Below are 16,924 nucleotides of genomic sequence, written 5' to 3'. Positions count from 1 at the left end.
GACTAGACGAGGAGCGGAGCCAGGGGTTCCGTCGCACGAGGAGGCAGTATGACGACCGACGGCCCACCGAGCATCGAGACACGTCGCACGATCGTCGTGGGCATCACGGGCGGTATCGCCGCCTACAAGGCCGTCGCGGTGGTGCGCGCCTTCGTGAAGGCCGGGCACGACGTGCACGTGGTCCCGACGGAGAGCGCACTGCGGTTCGTCGGACTCCCGACCCTGGAGGCGATCAGCCGCAACCCCGTCACGACCTCGCTGTACGACGGTGTCGCCGAGGTCCGACATGTCGCGCTCGGACAGCGCGCCGATCTCATCGTCGTCGCGCCGACCACGGCGAACACCTTGGCGAAGCTCGCCGCAGGCCTCTCCGACGATCTCCTCGGCACGACGATCCTCGCGAGTCGCGCACCCGTCCTCCTCGCACCGGCCATGCATACGGAGATGTGGCAGCACGCCTCGACCACGACGAACACCGCGGTGCTGCGATCGCGCGGAGTCGCGTTCATCGGGCCGGCCTCCGGTGCACTGACGGGTGGCGACGACGGACCGGGGCGGATGAGCGAGCCCGACGACATCGTGGCCGCGGGCCTCGCACTCCTCGCCGGCTCGGGTGCGGTGGTCCAGGACCTCCGGCAGGAGCGCGTCGTCGTCTCGGCCGGCGGCACCAGGGAACCGCTCGACCCCGTGCGCTTCCTCGGCAACCGGTCGAGTGGCCGACAGGGGCTCGCGATCGCGCAGGCGGCCGTCGCGCGCGGCGCGCGCGTCGTGCTCGTCGCCGCGCATCTCGACGCCGATGTCGCCGCCGAAGCCGCCTCGACCACCGGACTCGAGATCGTCCCGGTCGGCACCGCCGCGGAGCTCGCGGCAGCGGTCGGGCGCAACGCGGCCGACGCGAGCGTCGTCGTCATGGCGGCTGCCGTCGCCGACTACCGTGCGTCCGAGGTGGCCGAACGGAAGATCAAGAAGGACGACACGGGCGATGAGCTGACCCTGCGACTCGTCCGGAACCCCGACATCCTCGCGGGGCTGGCTGCGGAGCCGATTCCGGGACGCCTCGTCGTCGGATTCGCCGCGGAGACCGCGACCGACCGCGAGGAACTGTTGCAGCTCGGCCGGGCGAAGGCCGCTCGCAAGGGAGCGGACCTGCTCGTGCTCAACCGCGTCGGGTGGGAATCCGGGTTCGGCGCCGCCGACAACGAGGTCGTCGTGATCGACCGCGACGGGGTCGTGTTGGCCGAGGCCGCCGGTTCGAAACGGGCCATCGCCGAAGCGCTGCTCGACGTGGTCGTCGAGCGCCGCTGACACCTCCCTGGCCCTCGACCGCACCCACGGGACGTGCCGATCCGACGGCGGTCCTGGCGTGGCTCCCCCCGAACGGGGCTCCACACTGCGACCATGGCAACATGCCCCGACCTCGCCCTGCCCGCCGTCGCGCCTCGATCGCAGCCGCCCTCGTCGGGGTCATCGTCCTCACCATGGGCGTCACGCAGTCGGCGGCAGCCGCCGACTACCCGAGCTGGGAGGACGTCGAGGCGGCTCGGACGAACGAGTCGTCGAAGCAGTCGACGATCGGGCAGATCGAAGGACTCGTGCAGTCGCTCCAGACGGCCGCCGCGCAAGCTGAGGCCGCAGCCGTGCAGCGCGCCGAGGAGTACGAAGCAGCCCAGCTCGCGGTCGACGAGGCCAGTTACCGCGCGATCTCGCTCCGCGAGCAGGCGGCCGCGGCCGCGACAGCGGCGGAGTCCTCCAAGCGCCAGGCCGGTGCGCTCGTCGCCGCCTGGCTCCGCACGGGGAACGTCGACCTCAGCACGGCCGCATTCCTCGACGGCAAGGAGCCGGAGACGCTCCTCGGCCGACTCAGTACGATCACGAAGCTCAGCGAGTCCACTGACGGCACCTACGATCGCGCCAGGACCGACGCGAACACCGCTTCATTGCTCACCGAACAGGCGACCCTGGCCGAGGCCGCGCTCGGCGAACTCGCGGTCGCGGCGGAGACGGCACTCGCGGATGCGGTGTCGGCTCGCGCGGATGCGCAGGCGGCCGTCGCAGAGCAACAGCAATACCTCGCGACGCTCGAGGCGCAGCTCGTGGTCCTGCGGGAGAACCGCGCGGCCACCGAGGCCGACTACCGCAAGGGCGAAGAGGTCAAGGCCGCAGCTGCTGCTGCTGCGGCGGCCGCGGCGGCTGCGGCAGCCGCAGAGCGCGCGGCCGCGGAGGCGGCGGCAGGCGGCGGCGGTGGAGGCGGCGGCGGTTCCGGAGCCGTCGGCGGTCAGGGCTGGGCGCTCCCGATCTCCGGGCCGATCACCGACAGCTACGGGCCGCGCCCTGGACGGCCCGTGCCCGGCGTCAACCCCTTCCACTCGGGGACCGACATCGGCGCCGGCTGCGGTCGCGCCGTCTACGCTGCGAACTCGGGCAGGGTCGTCTACGCGGGCTGGCTCGGCACCTACGGCAACTGGGTGCTCATCGACCACGGCAACGGGGTGCAGACCGGCTACGCCCACAACAGTCGGATCCTCGTCGGCGAAGGCCAGAACGTCTCGGCAGGCGAGAACATCTCCCTGGTGGGGACCACCGGCGCCTCCACGGGCTGCCACGTGCACTTCGAGGTGCGCATCGGCGGTTCCCGCGTCGACGCCGTGCCGTTCATGGCGGACCGCGGCGTCTGGATCGGCTGAGTCGACCGGGCTCCGTCAGAGGCCCAGGCGCTCCAGTTCGGTGTCCATCCGCCTCGCCATCTCGCGGTAGCCGTCGTCGTTCGGGTGCAGACCGTCCGAGGCCATCCACTCAGGATGTCCTTCGATCCAGTGCGATGCACCGGGAATCGTGTCCGCGCCGATATCTGCTGCGGCGTCGGCCACCCAGTCGATGATCGTCTCGATGGCCTGCGGCTGTTCGTCGGTGTACCAGAACGGCTCGACGACGATGAAGCGTGCGTCCGGCAGCGCATCCTTCAGCCGGTGGAGGTCCGTGTCGATCTGCGTGCGGATCCGCTCGGCTTCACGGTCGTAGCTGAAGGCGTCGTTCAAGCCCATCGTGACGAACACGATGTCCGGCCGCTCCGCGATGATGAGCGAGGGGAGATCGCCGCTGTCCTCACCGAACCGGTCCCGGTGGTTGATGAACCCGAGTCCGTTGACGCTCGGGTTGAACTCGCGCCATCCACGGTCCTCGCTGATCACGGTGGACCAGCGTTCGGTCGGATCACTCGCCCCCGTGCCGAGGGTGTACGAGTCGCCGTAGAAGGCGACGAGCGGGCCGTCGCCGGGAATCGCGCCCGAGGATGCGCTGCCGGCCGACCCGCACGCGGTCAATCCGGCGGTCAGGGCGAGCACCGCTGCGGCAGCGAGGAGTCGTGATCTCATGCATCAACTTCGGAGCCGTCATCGATTCCGATGTGCCCGTCGAGCGATGGATGTCGTGCGTGCCATCTCGTAAACGCGTTACGACAAGAGGTGCGGTTCCGCATCTTCGTGGATTAGCCTGTGTTCATGCCGCAGATCCGAATCAAGGACGCGGCCCTGTTCCTCGGGGTCAGCGACGACACCGTGCGCCGATGGATTGAACAGGGCGTCCTCGCGAGCTCGAAGGACGACTCCGGCAGAGGCGTCGTCGACGGTCTGAGCCTCGCGCAGCTCGCACGTCGGAACGCCGTCCTCCCCGTCGACCCCTCGGAGATCGGCCGCTCGGCCCGCAACCGTTTCGTCGGCATCGTCACGGACATCACCATGGACACCGTCATGGCCCAGGTCGAGCTGCAGTGCGGCCCGCACCGGGTCGTGTCGCTCATGAGCAGCGAGGCCGTGCGCGAGCTCGGTCTCGAACTCGGCTCCACTGCAATCGCCGTCGTGAAGGCCACGACGGTGCTCATCGAAACTCCGAAGGCCTCGACATGACCTCGTACCGCCGCTCACCCTCCAGGCGACTGCTCGCCGGCCTCGCGCTCGGTGTCGCCGTGCTGCTCGGTACCGCGGCGTGCTCCTCCGGCACCCCGGCGACGGAGCCGAGCACGACCGCCCCCGCCGACACCCTCAGTGGTTCGATCACCGTGTACGCGGCGGCGTCGCTCAAGACGACCTTCACCCAGCTCGCGAGCGCCTTCGAGGAGGAGCACCCGGGCACGGCCGTCGAGCTGACGTTCGCAGGTTCTTCCGACCTCGTCACCCAGCTCACGAACGGTGCCCCAGGCGACGTCTTCGCCTCCGCCGACGAGAAGAACATGACGAAGCTCGTGGACGCGAATCTCATCGAGGGCGACCCGGTCGACTTCGCGACGAACGTCCTGCAGATCGCCGTGCCGTCGTCCAACCCGGCCGGTGTCAAGACGTTCGCCGACCTCGCGAAGCCGGACGTGAAGACGGTCGTCTGTGCTCCTCAGGTGCCCTGCGGAGCGGCCACGGCGACGATCGAGACGGCGACGGGCGTGACGCTCACCCCGGTGAGCGAGGAGTCCTCGGTGACCGATGTCCTCGGCAGGGTGAGCTCGGGTGAGGCCGACGCCGGTCTCGTCTACGTGACGGATGTCATCGCTGCCGGCGATGCGGTGAAGGGCATCGCCTTCGACGAGTCGTCCGAGGCCGTCAACACTTATCCGATCGCACCGCTCGCTGCCAGCACGAATCCTGAGGTGGCGGCGGCGTTCGCCGCGTTCGTCGTGAGCAAGGCCGGCCAGCAGGTGCTCGCCGACGCCGGCTTCGGCGCACCGTAGTCCGCCGATGTCGAGCGCAGTGTCCGGCGTCCCTCGCTGGGTGATCGCCATCGCGGCGGTGGGAGCGGCATTCGTGCTGCTCCCGCTCGTCGCGGTGGTGCTGCGCGTCGACTGGTCCAACTTCGGCGGCCTCGTCACCTCTGAGTCGTCGCTCGCGGCGTTGGGGCTGAGCCTTCGGACCTCCCTCATCGCGACGGCCCTGTGCATCCTCTTCGGCGTACCGCTCGCGCTCGTCCTGGCGAGGACGCACTTCCCCGGCCAGCGCGTGCTGCGGTCGCTCGTACTGCTCCCGCTCGTCCTGCCCCCGGTCGTCGGGGGCATCGCCTTGCTCTACACCTTCGGCAGGCTGGGCCTCCTCGGACCGTCGCTCACCGGGGCTGGGATCAACATCGCCTTCTCGACCACGGCGGTCGTGCTCGCGCAGACCTTCGTCGCGCTGCCCTTCATCGTGCTGAGTCTCGAGGGCGCCATCCGAACGAGCGGATCCCGCTATGAGGCGGTCGCGGCGACGCTCGGTGCGAGCCCGACGACCGTCTTCCGCACCATGACTCTGCCGTTGCTCGCTCCGGCGATCGTGTCGGGTGCGATCCTGTCGTTCGCGCGCGCGCTCGGCGAGTTCGGCGCGACACTCACCTTCGCCGGGAGCCTCCAGGGTGTCACCAGGACGCTCCCGCTCGAGATCTATCTCCAGCGGGAGACAGACCCGGACGCCGCTGTCGCGCTCTCGCTCGTGCTCGTGGTGGTCGCCGTGCTCGTCGTCGGCGTCGCTGGCGCGCAGGGGACGCCCGGTCGGCGCAGCGGACGGACTCGCCGATCCAGGCGGACGGCGACGACCGACGCGACAGGACGGCCAGTCCCGGCCGGCGGCGCTCGATGACCGCCGGGGTGACGAGCGGGGCCGCGCTCGAGTTCGCAGCGAGCCATCGTGGCCGTGACTGGCACGTCGCGCTCGAGGTCGCCGCCGGCGAGACGGTCGCGGTGCTCGGACCGAACGGTGCCGGGAAGTCCACGCTGCTCGCGCTGCTCTCCGGCCTGCTCCGCCCCGACAGCGGACAGGCCACGCTCGCCGGTCGCGAGCTGTTCCGCATCGACGAGCGAGGTGGTGGTAGCTGTCTCGCACCCCATCGACGTGGGATCTCGCTGCTCGCGCAGGAGGCGCTCCTGTTCCCGCATCGATCGGTGCTCGACAACGTCGCCTACGGCCCGTTGAGCGCGGGGGCGTCGCGGGCCGAAGCGCACGAGATCGCCCGCCGCCGCCTCGCCGACGTCGAGGTCTCCGAGCTCGCCGATCGTCGCCCGGCCGAACTCTCGGGCGGCCAGGCGCAGCGGGTGGCCCTTGCCCGAGCCCTCGCCCCGGACCCGTCGCTGCTCCTGCTCGACGAGCCGATGGCGGCCCTCGACGTGACGGTCGCGCCGCAGCTGCGCCGCATGCTTCGAGACCAGCTCCGGGGGAGGACCACGCTGCTCGTGACGCATGAGGTCCTCGACGCGTACACGCTCGCCGACCGGGTGATCGTGCTGCGAGGCGGCCGGGTCGTCGAGTCCGGGCCGACAGCATCGGTGCTCGAGCGCCCCCGGACCGCGTTCACCGCAGACCTCGCCGGACTCGACCTGTTGACCGGTGTGCGCACCCCGACGGGACTGCGCCTCGACGACGGCACCCTGATCGACATCGGGACGGGTTCGTCCGGACACCTCCTCGACGGCGCCGGGGTGGCGCTCGATGTCGAGGTCGCATGCGCCTTCCGTCCGGCGAGCGTCGACGTCCGGGCGGCCGGTGAGGGGTCGGCGTACAACGCTGTCCGCGGGACGATCACCGACCTGGAACCACGAGGCGACCTCGTCCGGGTGCGGTCTGCGCGGCTCGCGGCCGATGTCAGTGTCCAGCAGCTCGCCGCCGCGGGGTGGTCGACCGGGGACGTCGTCGATTTCGTCGTCGATCCGCAGGCAGCAGTCCTGTATCCGCTCTGACGGGCATCGCGAGGGCCTCGACCGGCGATCACGACGGCGGAATCATGACAGAGTGAGCTGATGCGCCGATTCTGGATGACCTCGTGGCCTGTGCTCGTCGGCATCGGTGGCACGCTCGCGATTGCCGCGATCTGCGCAGCGCTCATCGCCATGGGTCTCGTCCGACCGAACACGATCGTGGCCGCCGGCTACCCCGTACGGGGTGTCGACGTCTCGTCATACCAGGGGGAGATCGACTGGGACGTCCTCGGGGGCGAGGGGGTCGACTTCGCGATCATCAAGGCGACCGAAGGTTCAGGAGACCAGGATGAGCGGTTCGCCGCGAACTGGGCCGGCGCGACGCGAACCGCGGAGCAGACGGGTCTGCTCGTCGGGGCTTACCACTTCCTGAGCTTCGACAGCCCGGCCGAGACGCAGGCGCAGAACATCTTCGACACCGTGCCGGTCACGGACGGTGCGCTGCCTATCACGATCGACCTGGAGTGCTACGCCGACTACTGCCGGACGCCGCCGAGCGCTGAACGGGTCGCGAGTGTGCTCGACCCGCTGCTCGCGGCGCTCGAGGAGCACTACGGGCAGCCGCCGATCATCTACGCGACCATGCGCTACTACGACGCTTTCCTCACGGGCGGGTATGCGGCCAACCCGATCTGGATCCGTTCGGTGATCACACCGCCGGTGCTGTCAGACGGCCGCGCGTGGGACATCTGGCAGTTCACCAGCCGGGAGCGCCTCGACGGCTATGTCGGGAAAGAGGAGTTCATCGACGTCAACGTGTACCGCGGATCCCGCGAGGAGTTGCGAGCGCTCGTCGGTCGTTGAGGACCTTTCGGGAGCTGTCAGGGTGCGGGAGCAGGCCCCGTGGTGGGTTCGGCGACGGGGAGGAACTCGTCGACGCCGTCGACCTCCTGCTCGATGGAGTCCTCGGTGGTCTCGCGGTCTTCGGGAATGGGTGCGTCGTCCGCTGCATGTTTGCTCATGCCTCCACGATACGGCGCTGGACCAGCGGCGGGCGGGGCTTGTGCTCGACGGAGCATCGGTGGTGCTGCGGTGGTGCTGCGCGGCTGGGCTAGTCCGGGAGCAGACCGCTGGAGAGGGCGATGATCCGCTGTTCGATGTCGTCCCGGATCAGGCGGACGGCCTCGATGCCCTGGCCCGCCGGGTCGTCGAGTTCCCAGTCCTCATAGCGCTTGCCGGGGAAGACCGGGCAGGCATCGCCGCAGCCCATCGTGATGACGACATCCGAGGCGCGGACGGCTTCCGTCGTGAGGATGCTCGGGATCGCGGCGGTGATGTCGATGCCGCGCTCGGCCATCGCCTGGACCGCGACCGGGTTGATGCGATCCTTCGGCTCGCTGCCTGCCGAGAGGACCTCGACCCGATCGCCCGCGAGCGCACGCAGGAATCCGGCGGCCATCTGCGAGCGCCCGGCGTTGTGGACGCAGACGAAGAGGACGGTGGGGATGACGGACGGGGTGGCGGTCATGCGGTCCTCCGGGGATCGGGTGAGCCGAGCGCGGGGGAGCGGTCGAGCATGTGGATCATGGCGTCGTAGGTGGAGCTCGGTTCAGCCCCGCGGGCGAAGCCTCCGGTGAGTTCGAGCGAGACGTACCCGTGCAGGGCGGCCCGCACGATGCGCCCGGCATCGGTCATCGCGACACTGTCGAGTCCGCGCCCGGCGAGCACCCGTTCGATGAGGATGACCAGCTCGCGGTCCGCCGGCTCGCCGGATGCGGTCCGCGCGTCCACGGTCGAGAACCCGAGGGCGTAGCGGCCCGGTTGGGCGAGGGCGAAGCGTTGATAGCTCACTGCTGCTGCGGCGAGCGCAGGTGTGCCGTGCAGACCTGTGGTGGCGATGTCCAGTTCGCTGCTGAGCTGGGCGAGTGCGAGCACCGCGACTGCCGCCCGGAGGTCGTCGGTGCTCCGGACATGCTTGAGGAGTGCGGGTGCCGAGGTGCCGAGCGAGCGCGCGAGGGCAGCCAACGTCAGAGCGTCTGCGCCATGGGCGTCCGCGAATTCAGCGGCCCCCACGATGACTCGCTGACGGGAGAACTTCGGGCGGAGCGTCTGGGCGGCTACGTCGGTCATCGCGACGATTCTATCGCCCGCCGATAGCATCGAGGCATGCGGATCTCAGTCCTGTTCGGGGGTGCGAGCGAGGAACGGGATGTTTCGATCGCCAGCGCAGCTCAAGTCATCGTCGCGCTCCGGGCACGCGGACACGACGTCCTGGCAGTCGACACGGCCTTCGGTGCCCTCTCTGCCGCGGACGAGCAGCGCGTGCTCACTGCATCGGTCGCCGTCGCGCCGCCGTCCGGGACGGAGCTTGACGCGCTCCCGACCACGAAGGCCTCATCATTACAGCTCCCTGCCGCGATCGGCGACAGTGAGCTCGTGTTCCTCGCGCTGCATGGCGGTTCCGGGGAGGACGGGCGCATCCAGGCGCTGCTCGATCTTGCGGGCCTCCGCTACACCGGTTCCGGCCCGTTGGGCAGCGGACTGGCCATGGACAAGGGTGTCGCGAAAACGCTGCTTCGAGCGGCGGGGGTGGACACTCCGGACTGGCTGCTGGCTCCGCAGACCTCCGACGCGGTCGCTCAGGCGCTCGGCTTCCCGGTGGTCGTCAAACCGACTGCTCAAGGCTCGACCGTAGGACTCTCCGTCGTGCGAGCACCAGACGAGCTGCAGGGCGCTGTCGACCTCGCGTCGCAGTACGGTCCTGTACTGATCGAGCGCTTCGTCCGTGGGCGCGAGCTGACGGTCGGTGTCCTTGACGGACGGCCCCTCGCAGTCGGCGAGATCATGCTGCCGCCGGACAGCGCGTTCTCCTACGAGGAGAAATACCAGCCTGACGTGGTCCAAGAGCAGTTCCCCGCCGATGTCTCGACGGCCGTCGGGGAGACGGCCCGTGCCGCCGCCGTCCGCGCCCATCAAGCGCTGCACCTGAGCGGTTACAGCCGTTCGGACTTTCGGCTCGACGACGACGGGCGGCTCTGGATCATCGAGACGAACAGCCTGCCCGGGTTGACCGCGACCAGCCTGCTCCCGCAGTCCGCAGCTGCAGTCGGCATCGACTATGAAGAACTCTGCGACCACATCTGTCGACTCGCGCTGACCGTATAGCCACACGTCTCGTCCGACCGGCACTCCCGTTCTTCGGGCGATCGGGCGGAGCGCCACCGGATCGCGGCCTATCCGCAAGACCCCGGCGCCCCGGCGCGTTCCGCCTGTGAGCCTGACTTCCGATCTGCGCTGCCGGGCATTCATCCGCTTGCGTGCTCCGAGCGAATCAGATGGAAATGCAGACTTCCACGCCTTGGTCGCCTTCATTCGTGCCGAGCGCTGCCTGTCGGACCTCTGTGCTGTCGAACGTGAGGCCTCGCTGGTGCAGCGCGTCGAACAGCGCGACGACTGCCGGGCTGACAGCTCCCTCGGGAAGTGCCTCACCGTTCTGCGGCAACCAGGTCGCAACGAGCTCTGTGCGGGCGGGGAGGATGTCGACGAGGGTGTGATCGCCGCCCCAGTCGGGGCTGAGCTCGACGGTTGTGGGCCAACACAGGGCGAGTTGGACAGTGCCACGATCGTCAGCGCGGATGGACGTCCAGAAGGTGCCGCTCGGACCTGCACCATCGCGTTGTAGTCGGGCGAACAATTCTCCGAACAAGACGTTCCCGTCGTCGTCGGACCATGAGTCGTCGTCGCTGTTGCCGATGTCGAGGACCCTGCCGACGAACGGTTGTGCATCCAGCCGTCGTTCCGTCACCGTCACAGGAGCGGTCAGTGCGCGGAGCTCGGCGTCGGCGTCGTGGAACGCGCGGTCCTCCCGCGCCCGCGCTTCCAGTACCCGAGCGCGATGCGCGGCGAGCGCCTCGCGGCCAGATTCGGACATCACAGCCGTTGCGACCAGGGGCAGTGGAACGCCCGCTTCCCGGAGCGCTCGAGCGACCACGGCCGAGCGGACCTGTCCCTCACTGTATTTCCGGTAGCCGGAGTGCACATCGATCTCCGCCGGTGCGAGCACTCCCCTCTCGTCGTAGTGTCTGAGCGCTTTCACGCTCAATCCGGTCACGCCAGCGAATTCACCGATTTTCAGCATGAGACAAGCATCCACTCTCCCCGTGGAGGAGAGTCAACCGCTCTTCGTCGGTCCTGCCTATGCCGCCGGCGGCATGTTTCCGAACGACCGTAAATCAGCCGTCGTCGGGGCGCAACGAACAGTGCGGGCCAGAGGATCGGACGTCGTCACATGCATTGAGACGATGGGCTCATCGTTCGCAGGTCTCGTCATCTCGCCGTGAGGGCGAACCGCTCTGAGCTGGTGACCCCGGTTGATGCAGAGACCTCGCAAGGGCCCGCTTCAGCTGCTTCGATGATGAGAACCCCACCCGGTCAGCGATCTCGGCCGCGGGTGCGGTACCGGCGGCCGAGAGGCGGCCGACCTCGGTGATCCGACGCCGCTCGATCTCGCGCCGCGGTGTGGTGCCGAGACGACTGAAGGTGCCGTGAATGGTTCGGACGCTGACGGAGAGTTCTCTTGCGAGCCTGGTCACGCTGAACGCGGGATCTCGGAAGTGCGTCTCGACTGCGAGTTGAGCTGCCATGAAGAGACCGTCCTGGTGTCGCGAATCCGCGCCGACTTCGTCGCTGCCAGCCTCATCGAGCGCGCCGGAGACGAGATGTTCCAAGGAGATGCCGAGGTGCCAACGAGCCGAGTCGCTTCGGGGTGCGGGCGAGTCGAGCACGGAGTGGGTCATCGCGATGAGTGCCCGGAGGGAGGCGTTGCGCATCGGGATCGGTTCGTGGAAGCGGAACCGCGACGAGCCCGGACGCAACAAGGATGGCTCGAAGTACCAGACGAATCGGGCGGTCTCAGAGGTCGTCTGCGCCGTTGTGGGTGCTTCGCCATCGAGCAGGATCATCGACCCGGCGTCCGCGTGCACGCTGCTGCCGTCGACCGTGAAGTCGAATCCTCCCTCGACTGTGTAGACCAGGTACGTGAGCTTCGGCGCGGCGGAGAGCTGGTAGCCGGCGGAGCTCGACCAGGCCCGTCCGATCCCGAACCTCGGGTGCTGTGTGGTCTCCGCGACCAGTCGGGGGTCGATGGCCCCCCGAGGCTGCCATCCGAAGTCGTCGCATCGCTCCGCCGCTTCCGTGCCCATCGTCATCCGAACCGCCTCCAGGAGCCATGCTAACCGGCCTCTACAGCGCCGCCATGTAACCGGTTGACCAAAGACTGAGGACATTTTCTGCATGGTATTGACCAAATCGTGCAGGCTGCGCGTGTTCAGAACACGCTTGCGCCGGTTGTCTCTTCTGTCCTCGGTAGGGTCTCGGGAGTGGACGATTGGCATAGAAGAATCCCTGCCCTCGTCGTTGAGATTGATGCGGCTCTCGCCGATGAGCGATGGGATGCGGTCGGCTCGCTCTTGGATGATTACTTCTTCGCGTTGTCGATCTCTGCGCCGGATGTCATCGACCGGGTGTGGCAGCACCTGCCGGATGAGTGGTTACAGACGCACCCGCGATACGTCATGGCGGCGGCGGTCACCGAAGCGAGCACGAAGCCGTTCCAACTGATCGCTGCGCCCGCCGACCGGACCTTCGCGGAGTGGGTCGATGGTCAAGAGTCGCCGGCCACGCGGGATGTCATGGGAGCAAGACTCGCCTTGGTGCGCCGACACATGGCGTCTGGTCGGATCGAGCGCGCCACCGCGATCGCCGATGAGATCCAGGAGTTGCTCCGCGAGGCCCCCGACCACGAGGGTTTCGAAGATGTACTGCCGAGCGTGTTTATTCGGCTCGGTATGGTCCGATTGCTCTCCGGTGCGCTGGGTCGAGCAATCAGCTCGTTCGCCGAGTCATGGCGGTGGAGTCAGGCCACCTATCCGCATCCGTTCGCGCCGTTCGCGGCGGCGCACTGCGCACTCGCTTACGCTCTGGCTGGCGACTATGTCCATGCGCAGATGTGGCGGGACCGCAGTATGGATATGCCGACCGCGGTGCCGAACACCATGGCGTACTCGTTCCATGCCGCTGGCGAACTCGCGGACGTACTGCTCGCGATCGGCGCGGCAGACGCCGAGGCTGCGCAGCGAAAAGCGCGAGAACTCGACCATGGCATCGAACGCGGTGAGCTGTGGTGGGTCGCGGTCCATGCGCGCAGCCGCATCGCGTTGTACTGGGGCGACCGATCCCAGGTCAGCCGAGAGATCAGCGCAGAGCTCCACGCCTACCCGTCACTCACCGGCCCGTCGTCTTTGGCAGGCATCGTCCTCCGCTGCGACCTCGCAGACCTGTACCAAGCCGACCTCGATTTCGATGCTGCCCAGCACCTCCTCGACCAGCTCGACCAGGGCAGCCCCTGTCTTCCTGCTGTGAGCACCATGACGCGCCAGCTCATGCTCCGCGGAAACCTGGACGCTGCCGAGCGATTGCTGATCGCAGCTGCGAGACCACCGTTGCTCTCCGCGCACCCGCCCGCCCGATGGGAGGTCCTCCGGGCGAACATCATCGCTGCGGACTCCGCTCGAGATCAGGAGACGGTACTGCGCGTGGCAGCGCAGCGAGTCCAACACACCGGGGCCTACGACGCGATGTTCGACGCTGACTCCGCTGTCCGCGCTGCGATCTCGGCCGTTCTGGAGTCCCCAGCGAGCGCTGTTCGCCCGGACGTGGACCTGACCCGGCGCGAGACCGAGATCGTCGGCCTGCTCGCGGAGGGCCTACCGGTCAGACAGATCGCGGAGGAGTTGTTCATCTCCCCGAACACGATGAAGAGCCACCTCGGGCGCATCTACCGAAAACTCGGCGTGCAGAACCGGACAGAGGCGGTCGCAGCCGCCAGTTGTGTGACCGGGTCCGCGCCCGAGATCGCAGCGGGTTAACCCCGCCCCCAGAGGGGTGCATTTCGGGGGTGCACTTACTCGTTCGGGTAGGTTCTGGCGCTTTCTGGCAGTTCACTGAGTATCGACACGTGCTGGACTGCGCCGAGCCGCTGGACCACGTGGCGATCTTCGTTCGCGTCCATGAGGGGCGCGTCTGTGGCCTAAGGGGAGGCATCTTCATGTCCGTACACACACAGCAACGTCACCGGAGGAGGTGGCACGCCTGGGCGGCAGAACGATCCGCGAGCCGCACTCTGTTCGGTGCCATCGGGGTGACCGCTCTGGCAGCCCTGTCTATTGTCGGCATGGGCTCGGTCGCGCAAGCAGCGCCCGGCACACCCAACGAGCCGCAGCCCAACTCGGTCGTGTTCGCTGAAGACTTCGAAAACGGCCCCGGCACGGCGCCGCAGGGACTGGCGGACTACACCGGCCTTGGCGGCCAGAAGTACACCGCGGACCCTTCCTGGCTCATCGCGTGCAATGGATCGATCGTGAACTTCAACATCCCGTACACGAATATCGGAAACTGCAACGGCCCAGGGGATTCGTCACAGCTCCGCCAGCTCGCCTACGCACTGGGCGTGCACAGCGGCGCTGCAAACCCGAGCGCGAACGATGTCGTCGCCGCATACACGGAGAACAACCCGGGCGCGAACGCGACCGAGTTCCAGACGGTGGGCAACATCCCCCTCGCGACCTCGAGCGGACGCTACCTGACGTTCAGCGTCGATACCGCTGCGGTCAACTGTCAGGTTTCGGCACCGGAGTACCAGTTCGCTTTCCTGAACGAGGCCGGCACCGCAACGAACGTCGGTGGTCTCCTCAACGCCTGCACGTCCACGGCTACGGCTGCGGTGCCTGCGGTCGGTGCGCTGCCTGCCCGCTCGCTCAACGTGGGTACGTACACCTCCGACGGCTCGGTGCTCTTCAACGGCTCCTCTCTCGGTATCCGCATGCAGAACGCGAACGGTTCCGGTGTCGGTAACGATGCTGCGTTCGACAACATCCGCATCCTCGACGTGACCCCGCAGCTCGACAAGTCGTTCAGTCCGGCCTCGGTCGTGGCCGGTGAGACGTCCACGCTGACGCTCACGATCACGAACACCGACGAGTTGGCAGCGAAGAACGGTTGGTCGTTCACCGACGCACTTCCCGCTGGGCTCACCATCGCCGATGACACCGCGACGACGAACTGCCCCGCAGGCGTCGTGACCGCACCCGTCGGTGGCACGTCGATCGACGTGACCGGTAACCTGACCGCTGGCCTCGCCTCCTGCGAGGTCACCGTCAACGTCACCTCGCCCGACGCCGGCTCGTTCACGAACGGCCCGGACAACATCACGAGCGTCGGTCTGAACCCGCCCGCGGACACGACCGTCGAGTTCGTCGAGCAGGCCCCTGCGATCTCGGTCGTGAAGTCCGCATCGCTCGGCTCCGGTGACACCTTCACCGTCGGCCAGGAGGTCACCTACTCCTTCCTCGTCACCAACACCGGCAACGTTGCACTCGCCGACGTCGAGGTCGACGAGGTCGACTTCTCGGGCTCGGGAGACCTGTCGGCGATCACCTGCCCCGCAGGCGCCGCCTCCCTCGCGAAGCAGGCTTCGATCACGTGCACCGCGACCTACACGGTGACGCAGGCCGACGTGGATGCGGGTTCGGTCACGAACTCGGCCACCGCGACCGGCACACCGCCCCGTGGCCCCGCACCGGAGTCACCGCCGTCCGAGGTCACGATCCCGGCCGACGACCCGGCTCCGGCCATCACCGTCGTGAAGTCCGCGAACCCGGCGACGATCGCGGCTGCAGGTGAAACGGTGACGTACTCGTTCCTCGTCACCAACACCGGAAACGTCACACTCTCGGGCGTCTCGATCATCGAGGGTGAGTTCTCCGGAACCGGCGAACTCTCCGATGTCGTCTGCCCTCCGGCAGCCGGTTCGCTGGTGCCTGCCGCGACGGTCACCTGTGAAGCCGACTACACGGTGACGCAGGCCGACGTGGACGCGGGTTCGCTCACGAACTCGGCCACCGCGACAGGCACCCCGCCGAACGGTGGCACCCCGCCGGAGTCGCCGCCGTCCGAGACCATCGTCGAGATCCCCGCTGACCCGTCCATCACGGTCGAGAAGTCCGCGAACCCGGCGACGATCGCGGCTGCAGGTGAAACGGTGACGTACTCGTTCCTCGTCACCAACACCGGAAACGTCACACTCTCGGGCGTCTCGATCATCGAGGGTGAGTTCTCCGGAACCGGCGAACTCTCCGACGTGGTCTGCCCGCCCGCCGCTGGTGCGCTCGCTCCTGCCGGGACCGTGACCTGCACCGCCAGTTACACGGTGACCCAGGCGGACGCTGACGCCGGGTCGATCGCGAACACGGCGACCGCGACGGGCACCCCGCCCAATGGCGGCACGCCGTCTGAGTCGCCGCCGTCGGAGACCATCGTCGAGATCCCGCCGACCCCGGCGATCACGGTCGTGAAGTCCGCTGACGCCGACGCTCAGGACAACTTCGTCGTGGGCCAGGTCATCACGTACTCCTTCCTCGTCACCAACACCGGCAACGTCTCGCTGAGCGAGGTCGCTGTGGACGAGGGCGAGTTCTCCGGCGCTGGTGAGCTCTCCGAGGTCGTCTGCCCGGCCGAGCCGGCAGCTCTGGCGCCGGGCGTGCAGATCACCTGCACCGCCACGTACACGGTGCTCCAGGCTGATGTCGACGCCGGAACGATCACGAACTCGGCGACCGCTACCGGCACCCCGCCGAACGGTGGCACCCCGCCGGAGTCGCCGCCGTCCGAGGTGACCGTCCCGTCACCGCCGGTCCCCGGCATGTCGGTCATCAAGACGGCTGACGTTCAGAAGGTCACCACGGTCGGTCAGGTCATCACGTACTCGTTCCAGGTGACCAACACCGGCAACGTGACGCTGACGGACGTCATGGTCAACGAGGGCACGTTCACCGGAACGGGCACGCTCTCCGCGATCGTCTGCCCGAACGGCGCCGCGTCCCTCGCCCCCGGGCTGCAGATCATCTGCACCGCCACCTACAAGGTGACGCAGGCCGATCTGAACGCCGGATCGATCAGCAACACCGCGCTCGGCACCGGCACCACGCCAGGAGGCGACCCGTTCACCTCCGACCCGTCGACCGTGAAGGTCGCAACCCCCGGACCGGTGCTTGCGTCGACGGGTGCTGACGCGCTGCCGTTGGCAACGGGAGCGATCATGCTGATGCTGCTCGGCGGAGCCGCGTTGCTCACTCGACGCCTGCGTCGACAGAGCTAGTCGCAACGGCCGAACAACCACCACCTGATCGGGGTGGGTGAGAACAGATCGTTCTCACCCACCCCGAT

General features: G+C 68.2%; 16 protein-coding genes. 10 read left to right on the top strand and 6 right to left on the bottom strand.

The genetic code is table 11. From position 1 onward, the window contains the following. The first annotated feature begins 48 nt into the window (after window positions 1-48). Window positions 49-1,305 (top strand): bifunctional phosphopantothenoylcysteine decarboxylase/phosphopantothenate--cysteine ligase CoaBC, encoded by a 1,257-nt coding sequence (gene coaBC, locus ABMA10_RS18700; protein ID WP_347869594.1) that lies wholly within the window; start codon window positions 49-51, stop codon window positions 1,303-1,305. A gap of 101 nt (window positions 1,306-1,406) precedes the next feature. Further along, window positions 1,407-2,684: a M23 family metallopeptidase gene (locus tag ABMA10_RS18695; protein WP_347869595.1), complete on the top strand. Its 1,278-nt coding sequence runs from the start codon at window positions 1,407-1,409 to the stop codon at window positions 2,682-2,684. 15 nt (window positions 2,685-2,699) lie between these two features. On the opposite strand, the gene ABMA10_RS18690 is transcribed toward ABMA10_RS18695, so the two are convergent. Continuing rightward, window positions 2,700-3,371, bottom strand: a complete 672-nt coding sequence (locus ABMA10_RS18690; protein ID WP_347869596.1) for an SGNH/GDSL hydrolase family protein — start codon at window positions 3,369-3,371, stop codon at window positions 2,700-2,702. Window positions 3,372-3,497: 126 nt separating this feature from the next. Here ABMA10_RS18690 and ABMA10_RS18685 point away from each other — a divergent pair, with 126 nt between their 5' ends. From ABMA10_RS18685 to ABMA10_RS18665, 5 genes are all read left to right on the top strand, one after another. After that, window positions 3,498-3,902, top strand: coding sequence for a TOBE domain-containing protein (locus ABMA10_RS18685; protein ID WP_347869597.1), 405 nt, complete (start codon window positions 3,498-3,500; stop codon window positions 3,900-3,902). Next, window positions 3,899-4,714 (top strand): molybdate ABC transporter substrate-binding protein, encoded by an 816-nt coding sequence (gene modA, locus ABMA10_RS18680; protein WP_347869598.1) that lies wholly within the window; start codon window positions 3,899-3,901, stop codon window positions 4,712-4,714. The genes ABMA10_RS18685 and modA overlap by 4 nt, the downstream gene beginning before the upstream one ends. Before the next feature lie 7 nt (window positions 4,715-4,721). Beyond that, window positions 4,722-5,591 carry an ABC transporter permease gene (locus ABMA10_RS18675; RefSeq protein ID WP_347869599.1) on the top strand — a complete coding sequence of 290 codons (870 nt, stop codon included), beginning with the start codon at window positions 4,722-4,724 and terminating at the stop codon, window positions 5,589-5,591. After that, on the top strand, window positions 5,588-6,685 hold the full coding sequence (locus ABMA10_RS18670) for a sulfate/molybdate ABC transporter ATP-binding protein (protein WP_347869600.1): 1,098 nt from the start codon (window positions 5,588-5,590) through the stop codon (window positions 6,683-6,685). The genes ABMA10_RS18675 and ABMA10_RS18670 overlap by 4 nt, the downstream gene beginning before the upstream one ends. Before the next feature lie 75 nt (window positions 6,686-6,760). Next, the gene (locus tag ABMA10_RS18665) at window positions 6,761-7,507 is read left to right on the top strand and encodes a GH25 family lysozyme (protein WP_431030824.1); all 747 of its coding nucleotides are present in this window, start codon (window positions 6,761-6,763) and stop codon (window positions 7,505-7,507) included. 17 nt (window positions 7,508-7,524) lie between these two features. Here the strand turns inward: ABMA10_RS18665 and ABMA10_RS18660 are convergent, their stop codons facing one another. The 3 genes from ABMA10_RS18660 to ABMA10_RS18650 form a co-directional block, all read right to left on the bottom strand. Beyond that, window positions 7,525-7,665: a hypothetical protein gene (locus ABMA10_RS18660; RefSeq protein ID WP_431030823.1), complete on the bottom strand. Its 141-nt coding sequence runs from the start codon at window positions 7,663-7,665 to the stop codon at window positions 7,525-7,527. Window positions 7,666-7,754: 89 nt separating this feature from the next. Then, window positions 7,755-8,171 carry an arsenate reductase ArsC gene (locus ABMA10_RS18655; protein ID WP_431030822.1) on the bottom strand — a complete coding sequence of 139 codons (417 nt, stop codon included), beginning with the start codon at window positions 8,169-8,171 and terminating at the stop codon, window positions 7,755-7,757. After that, window positions 8,168-8,773, bottom strand: a complete 606-nt coding sequence (locus ABMA10_RS18650; RefSeq protein ID WP_431030821.1) for a WHG domain-containing protein — start codon at window positions 8,771-8,773, stop codon at window positions 8,168-8,170. The genes ABMA10_RS18655 and ABMA10_RS18650 overlap by 4 nt, the downstream gene beginning before the upstream one ends. 36 nt (window positions 8,774-8,809) lie before the next feature. Here ABMA10_RS18650 and ABMA10_RS18645 point away from each other — a divergent pair, with 36 nt between their 5' ends. Then, window positions 8,810-9,808, top strand: coding sequence for a D-alanine--D-alanine ligase family protein (locus ABMA10_RS18645; RefSeq protein ID WP_431030820.1), 999 nt, complete (start codon window positions 8,810-8,812; stop codon window positions 9,806-9,808). A 166-nt stretch (window positions 9,809-9,974) separates the two neighbouring features. Here ABMA10_RS18645 and ABMA10_RS18640 read toward each other — a convergent pair whose 3' ends face one another. Together ABMA10_RS18640 and ABMA10_RS18635 are read right to left on the bottom strand one after the other, a co-directional pair. Continuing rightward, window positions 9,975-10,781: a MerR family transcriptional regulator gene (locus ABMA10_RS18640; RefSeq protein WP_431030819.1), complete on the bottom strand. Its 807-nt coding sequence runs from the start codon at window positions 10,779-10,781 to the stop codon at window positions 9,975-9,977. A 169-nt stretch (window positions 10,782-10,950) separates the two neighbouring features. After that, complete coding sequence (locus ABMA10_RS18635) at window positions 10,951-11,850, bottom strand: helix-turn-helix domain-containing protein (RefSeq protein ID WP_431030818.1); 900 nt, start codon at window positions 11,848-11,850, stop codon at window positions 10,951-10,953. 102 nt (window positions 11,851-11,952) lie between these two features. Between ABMA10_RS18635 and ABMA10_RS18630 the strand changes: the two genes are divergently transcribed. Beyond that, on the top strand, window positions 11,953-13,569 hold the full coding sequence (locus ABMA10_RS18630; protein ID WP_431030817.1) for a helix-turn-helix transcriptional regulator: 1,617 nt from the start codon (window positions 11,953-11,955) through the stop codon (window positions 13,567-13,569). A 272-nt stretch (window positions 13,570-13,841) separates the two neighbouring features. After that, window positions 13,842-16,856, top strand: coding sequence for a DUF7507 domain-containing protein (locus ABMA10_RS18625; RefSeq protein WP_431030816.1), 3,015 nt, complete (start codon window positions 13,842-13,844; stop codon window positions 16,854-16,856). Window positions 16,857-16,924: the final 68 nt, after the last annotated feature.

It is taken from the genome of Plantibacter sp. RU18 (genome assembly GCF_050613355.1).
GTDB lineage: Bacteria > Actinomycetota > Actinomycetes > Actinomycetales > Microbacteriaceae > Plantibacter.
This window is presented reverse-complemented; position numbering and strand designations above follow the sequence as displayed.

What these genes read in the sequence shown, in the direction of transcription:
- ABMA10_RS18670 (WP_347869600.1), top strand. Translation starts at nt 5,588, where the DNA reads ATGACCGCCGGGGTGACGAGCGGGGCCGCGCTCGAGTTCGCAGCGAGC.
- coaBC (WP_347869594.1), top strand. Translation starts at nt 49, where the DNA reads ATGACGACCGACGGCCCACCGAGCATCGAGACACGTCGCACGATCGTC.
- ABMA10_RS18635 (WP_431030818.1), bottom strand. Translation starts at nt 11,850, where the DNA reads ATGACGATGGGCACGGAAGCGGCGGAGCGATGCGACGACTTCGGATGG.
- ABMA10_RS18650 (WP_431030821.1), bottom strand. Translation starts at nt 8,773, where the DNA reads ATGACCGACGTAGCCGCCCAGACGCTCCGCCCGAAGTTCTCCCGTCAG.
- ABMA10_RS18660 (WP_431030823.1), bottom strand. Translation starts at nt 7,665, where the DNA reads ATGAGCAAACATGCAGCGGACGACGCACCCATTCCCGAAGACCGCGAG.
- ABMA10_RS18655 (WP_431030822.1), bottom strand. Translation starts at nt 8,171, where the DNA reads ATGACCGCCACCCCGTCCGTCATCCCCACCGTCCTCTTCGTCTGCGTC.
- ABMA10_RS18695 (WP_347869595.1), top strand. Translation starts at nt 1,407, where the DNA reads ATGCCCCGACCTCGCCCTGCCCGCCGTCGCGCCTCGATCGCAGCCGCC.
- ABMA10_RS18690 (WP_347869596.1), bottom strand. Translation starts at nt 3,371, where the DNA reads ATGAGATCACGACTCCTCGCTGCCGCAGCGGTGCTCGCCCTGACCGCC.
- ABMA10_RS18640 (WP_431030819.1), bottom strand. Translation starts at nt 10,781, where the DNA reads ATGCTGAAAATCGGTGAATTCGCTGGCGTGACCGGATTGAGCGTGAAA.
- ABMA10_RS18645 (WP_431030820.1), top strand. Translation starts at nt 8,810, where the DNA reads ATGCGGATCTCAGTCCTGTTCGGGGGTGCGAGCGAGGAACGGGATGTT.
- modA (WP_347869598.1), top strand. Translation starts at nt 3,899, where the DNA reads ATGACCTCGTACCGCCGCTCACCCTCCAGGCGACTGCTCGCCGGCCTC.
- ABMA10_RS18665 (WP_431030824.1), top strand. Translation starts at nt 6,761, where the DNA reads ATGACCTCGTGGCCTGTGCTCGTCGGCATCGGTGGCACGCTCGCGATT.
- ABMA10_RS18675 (WP_347869599.1), top strand. Translation starts at nt 4,722, where the DNA reads ATGTCGAGCGCAGTGTCCGGCGTCCCTCGCTGGGTGATCGCCATCGCG.
- ABMA10_RS18685 (WP_347869597.1), top strand. Translation starts at nt 3,498, where the DNA reads ATGCCGCAGATCCGAATCAAGGACGCGGCCCTGTTCCTCGGGGTCAGC.